The organism is Clostridium tyrobutyricum DSM 2637 = ATCC 25755 = JCM 11008, from assembly GCF_000359585.1.
Lineage (GTDB): Bacteria > Bacillota > Clostridia > Clostridiales > Clostridiaceae > Clostridium_B > Clostridium_B tyrobutyricum.
Window position 1 is genome coordinate 59,242 of sequence record NZ_APMH01000002.1, and the last position, 18,036, is coordinate 77,277.

Annotated in this window: 18 protein-coding genes and 1 pseudogene; 2 read left to right on the forward strand and 17 right to left on the reverse strand. The window is 32.4% G+C overall.

The window, feature by feature from the left end; all coding sequences use genetic code 11:
* Positions 1-34 precede the first annotated feature (34 nt).
* From J418_RS15400 to J418_RS0101390, 5 genes are all read right to left on the reverse strand, one after another.
* Entirely contained in the window at positions 35-292 is a 258-nt protein-coding gene (locus J418_RS15400) for a hemolysin XhlA family protein (RefSeq protein WP_023625217.1), read from the reverse strand.
* A 631-nt stretch (positions 293-923) separates the two neighbouring features.
* Positions 924-1,052, reverse strand: a complete 129-nt coding sequence (locus J418_RS16015) for a toxin-antitoxin system HicB family antitoxin (protein WP_023625216.1) — start codon at positions 1,050-1,052, stop codon at positions 924-926.
* A gap of 106 nt (positions 1,053-1,158) precedes the next feature.
* Positions 1,159-1,737, reverse strand: a complete 579-nt coding sequence (locus J418_RS0101380) for a flavodoxin family protein (RefSeq protein WP_017753164.1) — start codon at positions 1,735-1,737, stop codon at positions 1,159-1,161.
* A gap of 269 nt (positions 1,738-2,006) precedes the next feature.
* Entirely contained in the window at positions 2,007-2,486 is a 480-nt protein-coding gene (locus J418_RS0101385; protein ID WP_017753163.1) for a MarR family transcriptional regulator, read from the reverse strand.
* A gap of 446 nt (positions 2,487-2,932) precedes the next feature.
* Positions 2,933-3,421 carry a GNAT family N-acetyltransferase gene (locus J418_RS0101390; RefSeq protein WP_017753162.1) on the reverse strand — a complete coding sequence of 163 codons (489 nt, stop codon included), beginning with the start codon at positions 3,419-3,421 and terminating at the stop codon, positions 2,933-2,935.
* Between the two features lie 355 nt (positions 3,422-3,776).
* On the opposite strand from J418_RS0101390, the gene J418_RS0101395 reads away from it, so the two are divergent.
* Together J418_RS0101395 and J418_RS0101400 are read left to right on the forward strand one after the other, a co-directional pair.
* Positions 3,777-4,697 carry a glycerophosphodiester phosphodiesterase gene (locus J418_RS0101395; protein WP_017894636.1) on the forward strand — a complete coding sequence of 307 codons (921 nt, stop codon included), beginning with the start codon at positions 3,777-3,779 and terminating at the stop codon, positions 4,695-4,697.
* Positions 4,698-4,809: 112 nt separating this feature from the next.
* Entirely contained in the window at positions 4,810-5,676 is an 867-nt protein-coding gene (locus tag J418_RS0101400) for a sulfite exporter TauE/SafE family protein (RefSeq protein WP_017894637.1), read from the forward strand.
* Between the two features lie 82 nt (positions 5,677-5,758).
* Here the strand turns inward: J418_RS0101400 and smpB are convergent, their stop codons facing one another.
* The 12 genes and pseudogenes from smpB to J418_RS0101460 form a co-directional block, all read right to left on the reverse strand.
* Positions 5,759-6,229 (reverse strand): SsrA-binding protein SmpB, encoded by a 471-nt coding sequence (smpB, locus tag J418_RS0101405; RefSeq protein ID WP_017753159.1) that lies wholly within the window; start codon positions 6,227-6,229, stop codon positions 5,759-5,761.
* Positions 6,230-6,265: 36 nt separating this feature from the next.
* Entirely contained in the window at positions 6,266-8,401 is a 2,136-nt protein-coding gene (gene rnr / locus J418_RS0101410) for a ribonuclease R (protein WP_017894638.1), read from the reverse strand.
* A gap of 200 nt (positions 8,402-8,601) precedes the next feature.
* Positions 8,602-8,835: a preprotein translocase subunit SecG gene (secG, locus tag J418_RS0101415; RefSeq protein WP_017753157.1), complete on the reverse strand. Its 234-nt coding sequence runs from the start codon at positions 8,833-8,835 to the stop codon at positions 8,602-8,604.
* Between the two features lie 81 nt (positions 8,836-8,916).
* A pseudogene (locus J418_RS15405) lies at positions 8,917-10,769 on the reverse strand (sensor histidine kinase).
* Positions 10,770-10,839: 70 nt separating this feature from the next.
* Positions 10,840-10,980, reverse strand: a complete 141-nt coding sequence (locus tag J418_RS16020; RefSeq protein WP_017894639.1) for a cyclic lactone autoinducer peptide — start codon at positions 10,978-10,980, stop codon at positions 10,840-10,842.
* Positions 10,981-11,013: 33 nt separating this feature from the next.
* The gene (locus J418_RS0101430) at positions 11,014-11,481 is read right to left on the reverse strand and encodes a hypothetical protein (protein ID WP_017894640.1); all 468 of its coding nucleotides are present in this window, start codon (positions 11,479-11,481) and stop codon (positions 11,014-11,016) included.
* An 85-nt stretch (positions 11,482-11,566) separates the two neighbouring features.
* On the reverse strand, positions 11,567-12,232 hold the full coding sequence (locus J418_RS0101435; protein ID WP_017894641.1) for an accessory gene regulator ArgB-like protein: 666 nt from the start codon (positions 12,230-12,232) through the stop codon (positions 11,567-11,569).
* A complete protein-coding gene (locus J418_RS0101440) occupies positions 12,204-12,698 on the reverse strand; it encodes a hypothetical protein (RefSeq protein WP_017894642.1) in 495 nt (164 codons plus the stop codon). Before J418_RS0101440 ends, J418_RS0101435 begins: the two co-directional genes overlap by 29 nt.
* 211 nt (positions 12,699-12,909) lie before the next feature.
* A complete protein-coding gene (eno, locus tag J418_RS0101445) occupies positions 12,910-14,205 on the reverse strand; it encodes a phosphopyruvate hydratase (RefSeq protein ID WP_017894643.1) in 1,296 nt (431 codons plus the stop codon).
* Between the two features lie 129 nt (positions 14,206-14,334).
* Positions 14,335-15,867, reverse strand: a complete 1,533-nt coding sequence (gene gpmI / locus J418_RS0101450) for a 2,3-bisphosphoglycerate-independent phosphoglycerate mutase (RefSeq protein WP_017894644.1) — start codon at positions 15,865-15,867, stop codon at positions 14,335-14,337.
* Positions 15,868-15,892: 25 nt separating this feature from the next.
* The gene (gene tpiA, locus J418_RS0101455) at positions 15,893-16,639 is read right to left on the reverse strand and encodes a triose-phosphate isomerase (RefSeq protein WP_017894645.1); all 747 of its coding nucleotides are present in this window, start codon (positions 16,637-16,639) and stop codon (positions 15,893-15,895) included.
* Between the two features lie 109 nt (positions 16,640-16,748).
* Entirely contained in the window at positions 16,749-17,945 is a 1,197-nt protein-coding gene (locus J418_RS0101460; protein WP_017753148.1) for a phosphoglycerate kinase, read from the reverse strand.
* Positions 17,946-18,036 lie beyond the last annotated feature (91 nt).

The following is an 18,036-nucleotide window of genomic DNA, read 5'->3' on the forward strand; positions in this document are numbered from 1 at the left end:
TTTATGTGCCTTAAAAACTGACATTCTTTTCACTTCAGATGCAATTCAAGCAAATAAATAAAGAGCCCCAAAAATGAAGCTCCCAAATTCCCATACCCCACTTAAAAGTACTTATTAAACTTTTAAGCCTATCACATAAATCTTCCAGTTTTTCATCTACTCTCTCCCCTTTTACTTCAAGCATTTTAAGTCTGCTGTCATGTTCATCAAAAGTATTATCATATTCCTCTAATTTTTCTTTTATATGTCTGTGTCTTTCTTCATCTAGCTTTGCATCATAGCATTCACTCATTTCTAACCTCCTGTTTTTAAGTATCAAAAAAGAGTCCTGGATTTATTTTTATTTTGTTGTTCAACTTTATCCTTGAGGATCTACTTGACTTTCACACCTCTCCACCTTCTTTCAAAAACAAAAATAAGCACCAGCTTTGACCAGTACTTATTTTTGTTATCATTTTTACTTATATAATAGGGGGACTATTATTTTCATTTTCTCTAAGGCCATTTCCTTAGGACACTTATAATTATATATAGTATTTGTTACGGTTTAATGTCATATTTATTAATACTATGTAAACATATTCCACTATTTCATGAATAATGTTAAAAGACACCCAGATAACCAGATGTCCTGCACAAGATATAGTATTAAATTTTGCGGTTTCCCGCATTGGAGCTCCATTTAACCATGGAGGTATAGGTTTATTTGCCCCAACAGTTTCGCATTGTTAAGAGGCTTGATGGGTTATATTAAAAAAGGAGAACTTATGTCTTAGCCACAATTGACTATATATAGTATGTAATACTTTTACATGAATTTTGTCCCAGCTTTGTCTCACTTTTGTCCTATTTTTGTCCCAAATCTGTCTCATTTCTGTCTCACAATTTTCACTATTTATCTTTTACTTTTAATCCCAGTACCTTTACTTAACAAATATAAACAATATTGATTCATTACTTATACCTTCTTCTTTAGATTTTTCCATTAGTTCTTTATGAAGTGATTTAGGCATTCTCAACTTAAACTGACCCGAAAAATTTTCTTTTTCCATAATATTTAATATGTTCGTAAAATATCCAAACAGGAGCGTGACTAAGGTAAACGTAAGCTGTTTACCGTTTATATTTTCTTTCTACATTATTGTTTTATACTCCATATTATTTCTGGCATCCTTCCAAAACCAACACTGATCCAAAATTCTTCAGGCTCGTGCACAGATCTTCTCTTTCATGCACCGGCCCATTTCGCAAACCTGTAACAACAGGTACCTCTTCAGCATCAAATTCCAGTACCTCAAACATGTGTTTCGTATAATCAATATAAGATTTGAACAGGCCAGCATCAGGATTACCTTGATTAAATGAAAGAATCAGCTTTTGTTTCACAGCATTTTCTTTGAAAAACGGAGAGAATCGCGGGGAAAACCGTGCAAACAACCTATCGGTAAATATCTTGCCTTGGGCACTCATCTGACCCATGTAAATCGGTGAGCCTAAAACAATGGCATCTGCATACTCAAGTGCATCATAAATTTTCTGCATATCGTCGTTGATAACACACCCCTGATCGCCGTTGTGGCAAGCCCAACATCCACAGCATGGTTTGATATCAAGATCGCTGAAACTGAAAGTACTCGTCTGGGCACCCTGTTCCTTTGCACCTTCGAGTATTTTATTTACAATAAAAGCAGTATTGCCTTCTTTACGCTGACTTGCGATAATTCCGATGATATTCATGCTTTTTCCTCCTTGCATATCAGTTTTGTTTTCCGTTTGTTATGCGGATTGTATGTTCATTGTACGATCTCCTCTTATAACGGCATTTTTGTTTCCTTGTCAACATAATTATTTTATCATCTCATTGTTTCCTTGTCAATATCAATATTGAAGAGGAAACAATAAAGTCTGTGAATTTAAAGACGCACAAAAATGCAGCCCATCCTCAATAAGGGAGAGCTGCCGGAAATTTGTTGTTTCTTAATATGTTTCAAGGAGAGTCCGTAAAACTATAGGTTATCAGATTTCATATCTACACCCAGTTTCTTTATTTCCGTGTCCAAATGCATATTATACTTTTTCGCGAAGCCGAGTATAATATCAAGCTGTTCCTCTGTTACTTGTTCAAAAAAGGGTTGATCTCTATCCTTAAACTCTCTGTGCATTTCCTCATGGATATCGTAAATTGTTTTTCCTTGCTCAGTGAGTTCAAAATAGACTTCTTTATTATTATTCGGCTTCTGATAACTTTCTATAAGCCCTTTTTTTACGAGTTTCTTAGTTAGTTTGCTTATGGCACCTCTGGTCATGCCAAAAGACTCCGCCAGCTTTGTCACGTTGGAATCTTCATCTTCTCCTATATAAGCAATACAATGTATTTCAGAAGGATTATAACCCTTAAGCCTATCTTTCATCTTAAAGCTATCAAGCCATATTCTTTTTTTAAATATGTCCCATAAACCCTTCATTGCCCGTTCTTCTTTGTTCATTGCTTGTCCTCCAATCTGTTGACACTTAATCGTATTATATAATAGTTTCGTTTCCCAGGCAACAATAGCAAGGCAATTAGATATATAAACAATACATAAAAATGAGCACCCTAAATGACGAATGCTCATTTTGTAATATATTGTTGGGAGAACAACAATTATTGGTATCTAATGGCGGTTGCACTTAAGTTTGGTGTGCCCTGCAACCACAGGCACCAGTCTGGTAATTACCATTACTTTTATTCATTTATGTAAAAGCATTATTTCCGTTTTCTCTAAGGTATTTCCTTAGGACACTTATTATTCTATATAGTTTTTGTTACGGCTTAATGTCATATTGGTTAAGTATTTGTAAACAATTTATACCATTTTATGAATATTGTTAAAGAACAATTAGCATATGCCTGCTTATGAAAATAACTATTTAACAGCCTACCAAAATAAAATTATATTAATGGAATATAATATAAAATTATATCCGTATAACTTCCATCACCAAGCAAGTAACCAGCAGGAATAATACCAATACGATTAAATCCTATCTTTTCATACAGATGAATCGCACTTTGATTTGTACTTACAACAGCATTAAACTGAAGAATGGAAAAATTCAATTCCCTTGCCTTGTCCATAGAATGGCGCACCAACTTTTCTCCAATATGCTCCCCCCTATAATTTGCACAAACAGCATATGAAGCATTTGCAATATGACTACAGCGTCCAATATTATTGGGGTGTAAAATATACAATCCCAAAATTTGATTATCACAAACAGCAACTGCTGTAAATGACTGAGATGCAAAAAATATTTCTGCCTCCTTTTCACTCATTTTTTCTATTTGAGGAAATGCTTTTGCTTCTTCAACTATATTATTCCAGATCCTTGTAATGCATGGTATGTCTTTATCAATATACTTACGTATTGTAATTTTCATCTTTGGCATTCCTTTCTTTATCATAACTATTGAATATCGAAATTTACAAGAGATACTATATTAAATAAATTATATCATTATATTTCAAAAATAACCTTGAATGTGATGTATATAACAATGGTTACTAAAAGTAATCAGTTTAATATACTCCTATTTTTTCCTGTAAGCATAGAATTTTTAGTTAATGTCACAGTTTTGTAAACAAATTAGTCGTATAAGTAATATTTTTGTAAATAAAACATGCAATTTCTAATATATAATAGGCTTATATGCAAAATTAATTACATCAACTATTTTATGTAATAGGGAGGGTGATATTATTTATAAAATTATAATACTATTATTTATTAATCTGATGATTTCATCAATAGCTAATCCAATTTTAAGGTGCAATAATAATAATAAAAATACTTTAAAAAGTTTATATAATACAACAATAAAAGTATCTACCATAAGTAAAAATCCCAAAACCATTAATTTAAAATATACATCAGCAAAACCAATTTATACTTCTATAAATCTAAATTTTAACAAACCAGTTATAATAGCTCACCGTGCTGCAAGTGGTGCTGCCCCTGAAAATTCTATTCCTGCAATTGATGAAGCGTCAAAAATCGGATACTGGGGTGTAGAACTGGATGTGTGTTCATCATCTGATGGAGTTTTATATTTGCTCCACGATGGTACACTTGATAGGACCACTAATAGTTATGGCCCAATATCGTCAAAAACTTCCAAGGAAATAGACAAGCTTGTGATCAATAAAGGCCCGAATATATCCAATTACCCAAACTTGAAATTGCCTAGATTTGAAGATGCTCTTTTAGAATGTAAAAAATACAATCTTATACCGGTATTTGATATAAAATTTCTTAGCAACAAAACTAGAGATTTAAATACAATGTTAAGAATTATAAAAAAGCATAACTACAGCCATAAATTATTAATTCATTCATTTAACTATAAGGATTTAGAGTATCTTCGTAAAAGAGACAAAGGACTTATCTTGATGCCTATGGTAAACCCAAATAAAGAACTTTATGGCTATAGATATATAAAATCATTTAAATCTACTGAACTAGATTGTAATATTGACTATCTAAACAAGAATCTTATACATAAAGCCCATAAAGATGGGCTAAAAGTATTCTGCTGGACAATTGACAATCCTGAAGAACTTAAAAGGGCATTAAATCTAGGTGTAGATTTCATATACTCTGATAAATTTAATCCCAATGACATAAATGCATATTATAGGCCTAAAACAATAAGATAAGTAAAAAATTCCAGCTTTAAAATCAGGTTGGAGTTTTCTATTTATGAAGGATTTTTAAAATTATTGTCGAATATATCTATTTGGTTTTATTACATCGGAGGGAATGTGAGCAATGGTCAAAATTTTATTAATTATACTCGTTATCTTTGCACTATACTTTTTACTTGTATTTTTCAAAGACTATGTACAAAGATTAAAGGATAAAGAAGTAGACAATAAAAAATTTTTTATATTTGGAATAACAGGTTTTATAGCAAATTTTTTTGATACTCTTGGAATAGGGAGTTTTGCAATTTTAACTACACTTTTAAAAAACCTCAAACTTACTGAAGACAGACTCATACCAGGTACACTAAATGTAGCTTGTTCCATACCTGTAGTAGTTGAATCCCTTATATTTATAACTATAGTTAAAGTAAACGTATTTACTTTAGTGTCCATGATTATATCAGCTACAATTGGCGCTATTTTAGGAGCTTCATTTATATCAAAATTAAATGAAAGGAAAATTCAGATAGGAATGGGTTCAGCCCTCCTAATAGTGGCATTTATAATGTTTTCAGGACAGATAAATTTAATGCCCTCTGGAGGAAATGCTACTGAATTAACTGGAATACGTCTGGTTATAGGTTTAATAGGAAATTTCATATTTGGAGCTCTTATGACTGTTGGCATAGGAATTTATGCTCCCTGCATGGCATTGGTATTTGCCCTTGGCATGAGCCCAAGAGTAACATTTCCCGTTATGATGGGATCATGTGCATTTTTAGAAATTGCCGCTTCAATAAAATTTGTAAAAGAAAAATCTTATGATATAAGAGTTCCGATTCCAACTATGATATTTGGAAGTATTGGTGTCATAATAGCTGCATACATAGTTAAAACATTGCCTGTTTTTATACTCAAGTGGGTACTTATAGTAGTCATAGTATATACCTCGATAATCATGTTCAGATCTTCAAAACATAACTCCAAATAAATCTATATAAAAATATCCAACCTTGGTATAAGATTATATTAAGGTTAGATATTATATGATTAATATATATTTATCTCTTCAGTTATCTATATCTTTCTTTCATTTGCCTGTCTATATCCCTCTTGGCTGCCTTTTCCATAAGAGAATTTCTCTTGTCATAGTCTCTTTTACCTTTGGCAACCGCCAAATTTACTTTTACGCGTCCATGCTTAAGATAGAGAGACATTGGAACCAGGGTATACCCTTTTTGGGCTGTATATCCAAGAAGCTTCGATATTTCAGATTTATGAAGTAGTAACTTTCTCGTCCTCAAAGGATCCTTGTTAAAAATATTTCCCTTTTCGTAAGGGCTTATATGCATATTTTTTACATATATCTCACCATTCATTATATCTGCATAACTATCCTTCAGGTTTGCCTTTCCTTCTCTTATGGACTTTACTTCCGTTCCTACGAGTTCAATTCCAGCTTCCATTGATTCCTCAATAAAATAATCATGCCTTGCCTTTCTATTTTCAGCCAGGGTACTTCTCCCTGTCTTCTTTTTAGTCAACCATATCACCCCTTTACAAAGTTCAAATATTAAAGTTTAAATTTGCTCTTTGATATTTTTTTCATCTTTAATCATCTCAAAATAAATTTCATGAGCTGCCATATCAACTTTGAGCACCCTTACCCTAACTTCATCCCCCAATTTATAGATATTCCTGGTCTTCTCCCCTACAAGTGACAAATGCCTGTCATCATATATATAATAATCGTCAGTCATAGTACTTAGATGAATCAATCCTTCAATTGTATTTTCAAGCTCCACAAACATTCCAAAATTGGTAACAGAGGATACTATACCATTGTATTCTTCTCCTATTCTCTTACTCATGTATTCAGCCTTCTTCAAGTCATCCACTTCTCGTTCAGCATCCTGTGCCACCCTCTCCATTTCTGAAGATTGCTTTGAAGCATATTCAACTTTTACATTCAATCTCTTTACTTCTTTTTCATCCAGTTTACCATTTATTAATTCCTTTATTATCCTGTGAATGATTAAATCCGGATACCTTCTTATTGGAGATGTAAAATGGCAGTAATACCTTGCCGCCAGGCCAAAATGTCCTATACATTTAGAAGAATATCTTGCCTGTTTCATGGATCTTAAAAGAAGTGTACTGACTACTGTCTCTTCCTTTTTGCCCTTTACCTTTTCTATAATTTCCTGAAGTGCCTTTGGATGAACTTCCTGTCCCCACTTTATAGTGTACCCCAAGTTGTGTACAAACTCATTAAAGTACATCAACTTTTCTTCATCAGGGTCTTCATGTATTCTATATACGAAAGGCATATTGCTCCAGAACATATGCTCAGCTATAGTTTCATTACATACAAGCATAAATTCCTCTATTATGCGATTTGAAATTCCTCTTTCATAAGGCTTTATTTCTACAGGTTTTCCCAGATCGTCAAGTATTATACTGCATTCTTGAAAATCAAAGTCTACAGCTCCCCTAAGTATTCTCTTCTTATACAATATGTCGGCAAGTTTTCCCATAAGCTGGAATGTACCTGTCAGATAACTATATCTGCTTATCACCTTGTCGTCTTCACCTTTTAATATCTTGGTAACATCTGTATATGTCATTCTTTCACTTGTTCTTATTATGCTCTCCACAATTTTATGGTCTACTACCTTGCCTGTATCATCTATTTCCATAAAACAGCTTAAAGTAAGTCTGTCAACTTTAGGGTTCAAACTGCATATTCCATTTGACAATTTTTTAGGGAGCATAGGTATGACCCTATCTATTAAATATACAGAAGTTCCCCTCTTAAGTGCTTCTTTATCCAATGGGCTTCTATCTGTTACATAGTTGGAAACATCTGCTATGTGAACTCCTAAATAAAAATTACCATTTGGAAGCTTTTCAATAGATATGGCATCATCCAAGTCCTTTGCATCTTCACCATCTATTGTGACTATTGTAAGATCCCTTAAATCCTCTCTTCTTTCATATTCCTCCTCTGGAATTTCATTTGGTATATTATCTGCATAGCTTTCAACTTTTGCAGGGAACTCTTCAGGAAGACCATTCTTTTTGATTATGGTCAATATGTCTATTCCCTTTTCAGTCTTCTTTCCAAGTACGTTTATTACCTTCCCTTCTGGATTTCTTCTCCCATCAGGCCACTGAACTATCTCCACAATAACTACTTCCCCGGTTTTTGCCCCTTTTTTGCAATTCTTGGGTATAAATATATCCTGATATATTCTCTTTTCTTCTGGCACTACAAATCCAAAATTTCTGCTGTCCTCATAAATACCTATAATAGTCTTGTTAGCCCTTTCAAGTATCCTTATTATTTCTCCTTCACATTTTTTTCCGCTGTTTTCTTCTTTTAAAACTCTTACCATTACCTTGTCTTTGTTCATGGCACCATTCACACCGGAAATAGGTATAAATATATCGGTTCCCTCTTCAGGAATTACGAATCCATAACCTTTTTGATGCCCTTGAAACTTTCCTACTACAAGTCCCATTCTCTCAGGTACACCGTATTTATTGGTCCTTGTCTTAACTACCCGTCCGTCCTTTTCCATATTTCTAAGTATCTTCTTGAATTCCTTTTTTTCATCTTTTTTTATACCGAAAATTTTTTCCAATTCCTTTATATCTGTAGGCTTATATGCCTTTTCTCTCATAAAATTTAAAATTGCTTCTGTTATATTCATATATTCACCACCTTTTATTATGTTGGTACAATTTCACTAAAAATATTCAATATTTTTATAAACATATCCACTATTTACATTATACTTCTGAACTTAACCCTCGTATATAATTTTTTAAAAGTAATTCCAAACCCGAAGAAAACAATTATATAAAAAAATGAATACCTCAGAATCTAAACTCTGCTGTATTCACGGTATACCTACTTTATTAAATACTGAATTATACACAACACTGCAAAAATTATAGCTAAAATCACAGTCAATCTTGAAAGCATGGCTTCTGAAGTTCTTGATTTATTTTTGGAATAAAAACTCTCGCCAGCCCCACCTGATATAAATCCGCTTAACCCATTGGTCTTTCCAGGCTGTACCAATACTACAGCTATTAAAAGTACTGCTATTATAACTTGCACTACCAAAACAAAAGTATGCACGAAATCGCCCTCCTAATTATCAACTAACAACGCTATTGACATAACATACATTTTATCACATATAAAGCCTAATTTCAATTTTTAAAAGTATATATCTGAAAATTCCATATTTATCTTGTTTAAACTGCTATCACTATCAATAGCTATTTCATCATGATTTTCAGATACATTTTTTGCAGGTAAATTTACTATAAATTCACTTCCGACCCCCAGTTTGCTTTTCACATCTATAGTTCCTCCATGCAATTCTACAAATGATTTTACAAGATAGAGGCCTATGCCGCTTCCTTCACATGGCCTTCTAAGGCTTTTATTAACCTGGCCGAATCTTTCAAATATCAGTTTTATCTTATCTTGAGGAATACCTATGCCTGTATCTTTAAATTTAATGAGGACATGATCATTTTCATCTACTATATTTACAAATATCTTACCGCCTTTATCAGTAAATTTTATTGAATTGGAAAGAAGATTCAATACTATTCTTTCCATTTTGTCTGTATCTATAGCTACTATCTTTTCCTCAGTATCAGTATCAAAAATCAATTGTATACCCTTTTCATCCAAATAAGGAACTATGGATTGTGTTATATTCTCTACAAAGCTTACAATGTTGCTATTATGTAGACTAAGTTTTAAAAATCCAGAGTTGAGTTTTGTAACATCAAGTAGATTTTCTATAAGCCTCATAAGTCTGTAACAATTTTGCTTAACTATTTGCAAATATTTCTTTTCCTTTACTACATAGTTTTTTGAAGTTAAATCATCATTCATATCCAATACCTGAACAGCTGAGAAAATAACATTAAGGGGTGTTTTTAGTTCATGGGAAACATTTGACAGGAATTCTGTAATGAGCTTGTTTAACTCCCTGCTTTCATTTAATAACTTAATACTTTTTTGAACATCTTTTTCAAGCTTTTGAATTTGTTTTTCCGAACTAATATCATGTATTCTGGTAAGTACAGTAGGCTTGCCTTCATATGTAAAATATGTTGAGGTATTTCTTATTAATAGCATATTACCATTAATGTCCACTATTTCCTGATCAAAGGTATAATTAGTCTTCTTTTTAATATATATATTATTATATATTCCGTTTACCAATTCTCTATTATCCTTTGGTATTATATCATCCATACTTATATCCTTAATACTATTATATTGAGATATCCCTATAATTTTAGCTGCACTTTCATTTAAAAATATAATTTTCCCAAATCTATGCACAATAATTGAATCTCTTGAATTTTCTATCAACAGATTATAACAGGCCTTGTTTTTCAATATCATATCTTCTATTCTTTTTCGCTTAATATCCTGAATATTTATTTTGCTATTTAAATTTTCAAGTTCAATATTTTTTTCCTTATACTCTCATCTTCGATCTCCACATAGTGGCCTAATGGCCAGGCTGTAAGCACATATACTGCAGCTACAATCAGATCATTTTGGAATTGGAAGTTAACCCCAGAACTTGAAACTGGAACATATATCAAGTCTATGACCAGTACTGATACTGCTGACACCAAGGCTGTAATCATTCCATGTTTTATTCCAAGCTGAAGAGTGGCTGTAATAATTATAAACAAAAACATGAATTTATATTCAGATACACTGGATCTGCACATTATATCCAATACAGAATACAATGCTATAAAAATAAAGTTTTCAACTATCTCTATGGTTCTAGTATTTCTGAAATTAAGTATTTTTACAGAAAAAAAAGACCATGCAATATATATTAAAATTATGGAACAAATCAACACCTGAACTGTAAATACATTGGGAAATGCATTATTCATATTCAAATATATGTTCTTTGTAGAAATTCTGTTATAAACTATAATATAACAGAACAATAGGGAAACCAATTTTACAATGGATATAATATTGTATATCTTCTTTCGTTTCATATCCTCCAAATATCTCATATAATTACACATCCGTATCTTAAAATTTATAAGAAGTATAGGAATACTTCCTATACTTCACTCCATGATGTTATTTCTTATGTCTCATGCACTCAGGCTCTTTAGGTTGATATGCTGAGAGAACACATGCTGAATTATGTGTGGAAAATGCTGCATGAATAAATATTTTTTTGCTTAACTTGGCTACAGTTTTTTTAATTGAAATTTTCATAGTATATCATCTCCAAAATTTTATATTAAAATATTAAAATAAATTATTTTCTCTTTTCCTGTAAAGTACTTTATAACAAATTATTATACCTATAAAGAATAAAATCATAGATGGCATAAAATATATGTTCTTAAACAAATCATCATTTAATATTGTACTTACATTTTGTCCAAATATATGATTTAATACTACAGTATTTAATTGTTCACTTGCTGAAAGCATAGCCATTAAAATCAGAGAATATGCAATACTTTTAGCAAATGGAATCTTATTTATTTTTATACATAGTGTCACATACACAAGTATATTTAAAATAGTGTGAATTCCAAACTGTATTGGAAGCAATCTTATAGAATATACTGCGAAAGAAAAAATAACAGTACTGGCAATTATACGATTTCTATCAAATTTTTTATGACAGAACAAATATACAGCAAATACAAACAAAAATGATTCTGGAAATGTTCTCAATAATAAATCTAATAAAGATATTTTAAGCATGTGTCTATCTCCCCTATTATTAGAATATATTATCATTGTACTATTGTTCTGCATAAAAATAAATAATCAGACAGCAAATAAGTTTTTATGTATTAATTTGTCTACTATACATATTTTTCATTAGCAGATCTACTCCATATAAAGTTTTATATCCAATAGGTGTAAGGGTAAATGACTGCCATATAACTCCCATATATATACATACTGCTAAATTCAACAACATAGTATTATAATATTTAAAATAGAATGTCATAAGTAAGGTATCAATTATAACTAGCCCACATACAATTAAAATAGAATTTTTCTTTAGTCTATATATCATATTTTTATCTGAAATAGGCTTGGATCCAGTATCTGCTGGGGCAAACTTAAATACAAGACAAAATGAAATTATGAAACATAAAACTCCTATGGATACTATGAGTGCAATATTAAAATTTACAAATATATTTTTTATGACAAGTCCAAAAGATGTTGAAATAAATGTAGTAATTATCATACATCTTGATGGTGCAGTTGCATGCTGCCCCCCTGAATACTTTCTAAGAGCAGCTATTGTGCATACTACCAAAAGAGATTGAGGAAGTACATGAAATATGATTCCAAATAAAACAATCCAAAAAAAGCTTAATATTGTCTGTAAGGTACAAAATGCTCCATAACATATTATATCCTTTTCATCATCGTTCACATTTAAAATTGAAGCTATTTTTACAGCTATCTTATTTGATGCCTGTTCTACCAATGACATCAAAATTACCTCCTCTTTTGTGTTTGCAAAATAAATTGTAATATAAAGAAATACCAACTATAAAAAGTATGAGTGATGGCGCAAAATATAGATTTTTATGAAAATCATTTTTAATTATAATATTAAAACTATCTTCACATAATATATTTACAACAGCTATATTCAGTAATTCACTTGTAGAAAGCATGGCCATTAGTACCATTGCATACTCTATACTTCTTTTACACCCAATTTTATTTATATTAATTAACAATATCAAATAAACCGTCATATTTAAAATTATATGAACTCCAAACTGTATTGGAAGCAATCTTATAAGGTATATGCTAAGAGCCATAATAATACTGCTCTTGATTATTGAATTTACAGCAAATTTTTTATGAGAAAATATATAACTGGAAACAACAAATAAAAATGACTCTGGTGTAGCCCTTAACAATAAATCCAATAAAGTTATTCTAAGCATAGTAAAATTTACCTTTCCCAATATCAGACACATTATTATATATTATGACATAAATATATAAAATTATAATTTTTAATATATTATTACTTATAATATACTAATTATACCACTTTATTATGAAAAAGGAAGTACCCTTCCAAAAATTTTTATGTTTTTCAACAAAAAAGAATCTGGTACATAATACTTACTACCAGATTCCAAAATAAATTGCCTATTTTTTTAAATTATAGAATGCATTCAATCCTCTGAACTCAGCAGCTTCACCAAGTTCTTCCTCTATTCTCAAAAGTTGATTGTACTTAGCAACTCTTTCTGTTCTTGCCGGCGCACCAGTTTTTATCTGACCTGCATTTACACCTACAACCAAATCAGCTATAGTAGTATCTTCAGTTTCTCCTGACCTATGGGAAACTACTGCAGTATATCCGGCTCTTTCTGCCATTTCTATAGCATTTAATGTTTCAGTAAGGGTTCCTATCTGATTTAATTTTATAAGTATGGAATTTGCTACTCCAAGATCAATTCCCTTTTTAAGCCTTGTAGTATTTGTTACGAAGAGATCGTCACCTACAAGCTGAATCTTGCTTCCAAGTTTTTCAGTCAGGACTTTCCATCCATCCCAATCTTCTTCGGCCATTCCATCCTCAAGAGAAATTATAGGATATTTGTTTGCCAAATCCACATAAAAATCTACCATCTGTTCAGGAGTTAAAACTTTTCCTTCTCCCTTTAGATTGTATTTTCCATCTTCATAGAATTCAGATGAAGCTGGATCAAGTGCTATATATATATCTTTTCCAGGTTTGTATCCTGCTTTTTCTATAGCTTCTACAATTATCTGTATAGCTTCTTCGTTGGACTTTAAGTTTGGAGCAAATCCTCCCTCATCACCAACACCCGTATCATAACCTTTTGATTTTAAAAGTGACTTTAATGTATGATAAACTTCAGTACTCATTCTTATAGCTTCACTAAAACTAGGAGCTCCAGCCGGCATTATCATAAATTCCTGTAAATCTACATTGTTGTCAGCATGCTTTCCTCCATTTAATATGTTCATCATAGGAACTGGAAGAACCTTGCCATTAACTCCGCCTATATATTGATATATGCTGAGTCCAAGATATTGAGCTGCTGCTCTTGCGCAAGCAAGTGATACTCCAAGAGTTGCATTGGCACCCAATTTTGCCTTGTTGTCCGTACCATCTAGCTCTATCATAGTTTTGTCAATTAATATCTGGTCGAATATATTCATTCCTATTAATTCTTCTGCTATGATGTTATTTACGTTGTCAACGGCTTTAGTAACACCTTTTCCTTGATACACGTCTTTGTCTTCATCTCTGAGTTCAACAGCTTCAAAAGCTCCTGTTGATGCTCCTGATGGTACTCCAGCTCTTCCAACAGTTCCATCTTCCAAGGTAACTTCCACCTCTACTGTAGGATTTGCTCTTGAATCAAGAATTTGTCTTGCACTTACATCTACAATTTCTACATAATTTTTCATAAATGCCACCGCTAAATAAAATAACGGTTCTTTCAACTCCTTTCTAATTTATACTTTTTGTTTCAAACTAATTATATCATTTAAATGACAAATCATACAATTAATATTGGAAGCTATAACTAAAATACACTATTTTTTGATAAGGCTCCTGCCAGTCATTTCCTTTGGTTTTTCAAGTCCCATGGCTTCAAGCATAGTTGGAGCTATATCTGCAAGTACTCCACCGTCTCTCATCTCTGAAGCATTATTTGCCACATATACAAAAGGAACGGGATTTGTAGTATGTGCTGTCATAGGATTTCCTGTAGAGTAGTCTATTTCCTGCTCTGAATTACCATGATCGGCAGTTATAAACACAGTTCCATCTTTCTCTAGTATTTTACCCACAATTTTGCCGAGACATACATCTACAGCTTCAATTGCTTTTTTTGCAGCTTCAAGAATTCCTGTATGGCCTACCATGTCTGGATTTGCAAAATTCAATATGATCATGTCATATTTATCCTGATCTATTCTCTTCAAAAGTTCATCGGTAACTTTGTAAGCACTCATTTCTGGCTGAAGGTCATAAGTTGCAACCTTTGGTGATGGTATTAAAGCTCTGTCTTCATTCTTGTTTGGTTCTTCCACTCCGCCATTGAAAAAGAATGTGACATGAGCATATTTTTCAGTTTCAGCTATTCTAAGCTGATTTTTTCCTAAATTGCTTACATATTCTCCTAATGTATTCTTGTAGTGTTCATTTTTGAAAGCTACGTCTACATTTTTAATTGTATCGTCATATTCTGTCATGGTGACAAATTCGATATCCAGGTTTTCTCTCTTGAATCCATCAAATTCTCTGTCTATTATAGCTCTTGTAAGTTGTCTTGCCCTGTCTGGTCTAAAATTGAAGAAAACTATAGAGTCTTTATTTTTAACAGTTGCAATTGGTGCATTGTTTTTTTCAATTACTGTTGGAATTATAAACTCATCTGTCTTTCCATCTTTATAGGAATTATCTACAGCTTCCTGGGCACTATTGGCATTCTTACCTTTTCCAAGTACTATGGCATTATAGGCAAGTTCCACCCTTTCCCATCTTTTGTCTCTATCCATAGCATAGTATCTTCCTGAAACCGATGCTATCTCACCTAATCCAATTTCTTTCATGTAATCTTCCATATCTTTTATGAATTCTTTAGCAGATGATGGTGGTACATCCCTGCCATCTGTAAAAGCATGAACATATACTTTCTTTAATCCCTTTTTTTTGGCAAACTTAATAAGTCCCTTTAAATGCTCTGAATGAGAATGAACTCCTCCAGGTGATAAAAGCCCAAGCAAATGAAAAGCTGAATCATTTTTCAATGCATTGTCCGCAGCCTTGTTAAGTGCTTCATTTTCAAAAAAGTCTCCATCTTGTATTGATTTTGTTATCTTTGTAAGAGCCTGATATACTATTCTTCCTGCACCTATATTTAAATGCCCAACTTCTGAATTTCCCATCTGTCCATCAGGTAATCCTACACTTAATCCACTTGCACCTAATTCAGTGTGAGGATAATTTTTGTAGTATTTATCAAAATTTGGTTTGCTTGCTGCTTTAACTGCATTTCCTTCTACTTTATCGGAAATACCGAAACCATCAAGTATCATAAGCATTACTGGTTTTTTATTCATATTTACCTCCAAATTTTATTACAAATTAGTAATTTACTATCTTTGAGAAGTCTTCTGCTTTAAGACTTGCTCCTCCAATTAATCCACCATCTATATCTGGTTGAGCCATCTGAGCTTTTATTGTAGCAGGCTTAACTGATCCACCATACTGAATTCTAGTCTTTTCAGCAGTATCTTTTCCATAAAGTTTTCCAATTACGCTTCTTATATAAGCTATTGTAGCATTTGCCTGTTCATCTGTAGCAGTTTTTCCTGTTCCTATAGCCCATATTGGTTCATAAGCTACAACTAATTTTTCTACTTGTGATTTTTCAAGTCCTGCCAAATCCAATTTAATCTGTTTTCCAAGTACTTCTTCAGTTACATCTGCTTCTCTTTCTTCTAAAGTCTCTCCACAGCAGATTATAGGAATTAAATTGTGTTCAAAAGCTTTCTTTACCTTTTTATTTATAGCAGCATCTGTTTCGTTGAAATACTGTCTTCTTTCACTGTGTCCAAGTATTACATATTCTACACCCATTGATTCCAGCATAGCTGGTGCAATTTCTCCTGTATATGCACCACTTTCTTCAAAATGCATGTTTTGAGCTCCAACTTTTATGTTGGTTCCCTTTGCAGCTTTAAGAACCGTGTCAAGGCATACATAAGGTGGACATACAACTACATCTGCCTTGGCATCCTTTACCAATGGTTTTAATTCTTCAATTAATTTTGCTGCCTCATCAACAGTTTTATTCATTTTCCAGTTTCCTGCAATTATTGCTTTTCTCATTTATATCTCCCTCTCTTTTTTTAAAGTTCAAAGTTCAGAGAACAAATATCAAATTCGGAAGATTTTCGGCTGTATCCGAAAATCCTCATTATTTGTTCTTTGTTCTTTGTTATTTATCATTAAGTGCTGCTATTCCTGGAAGTTCTTTTCCTTCTAGGAATTCAAGTGAAGCTCCACCACCTGTAGATATGTGAGTCATCTTATCACCAAATCCCAATTGGTTAACTGCAGCTGCACTGTCTCCGCCGCCTATTATTGTAGTGGCACCTGATTCTGCCATAGCCTTAGCTACTGCAATAGTTCCTTTGGCAAAGTTTTCGAATTCAAATACTCCCATAGGTCCGTTCCATACAACAGTCTTTGCATTCTTTATAGCATCTGCATATAATTTAGAAGTTTTAGGTCCAATATCAAGTCCCATATATCCATCTTTTATGTTTTCATCTTCTGTTATAACAGGTTTTGCTGATGCATCAAATTTGTCTCCTACAACATTATCTATAGGCAGAAGTAATTTTACTCCCTTGTCCTTTGCCTTTTGTATCATTTCTTTTGCATAGTCTATTTTATCTCCTTCAACTAATGAAGTTCCTATAGTAAATCCTTGTGCTTTTTCAAAGGTATAGGACATTCCGCCTCCGATTATAAGTGTATCTACTTTTTCAAGTAAATTGTTTATAACATTTATCTTGTCTGAAACTTTTGCCCCTCCAAGAATAGCTATGAAAGGTCTTGTTGGATCTTCTACTGCATTTCCAAGGAATTTAAGTTCTTTCTGGATCAGGTATCCACATACAGCTGTATCTATGAACTGAGTAACTCCAACAGTTGAGCAGTGTGCCCTGTGAGCTGTACCAAATGCATCATTTACAAATACATCTGCAAGGGATGCAAGCTCTTTTGAAAAGTTTTCTTTATTCTTTGTTTCTTCTATTCTATATCTTGTATTTTGAAGTAATACTGCTTCTCCGTCCTTTAACTTTGCAACTGCAGCTTTTGCATTTTCTCCTACTACATTGTCATCTGCTGCAAACACTACTTCTTTTCCAAGCATTTCTGAAAGTCTCTTTGCAACTGGTGCCAAAGAAAGCTCTGGCTTTGGTTCTCCCTTTGGCTTTCCAAGGTGTGAACACAATATAACCTTTGCACCTTTCTCCAATAAATATTTTATTGTAGGAAGTGCTCCAACCAACCTGTTTTCATCTGTTATCTTTCCGTCCTGAAGTGGAACATTGAAATCGCATCTAACTAAAACCTTTTTTCCCTTGACATCTATATCTTCAATTGTCTTTTTATTAAAAGCCATAATAATATACCTCTCTTCTTAAATTTTTTATTTATTTTGGTATTAATTATTAAAGGCCCGGCCTCATAGCCTCAACTACAAAACCAGACCT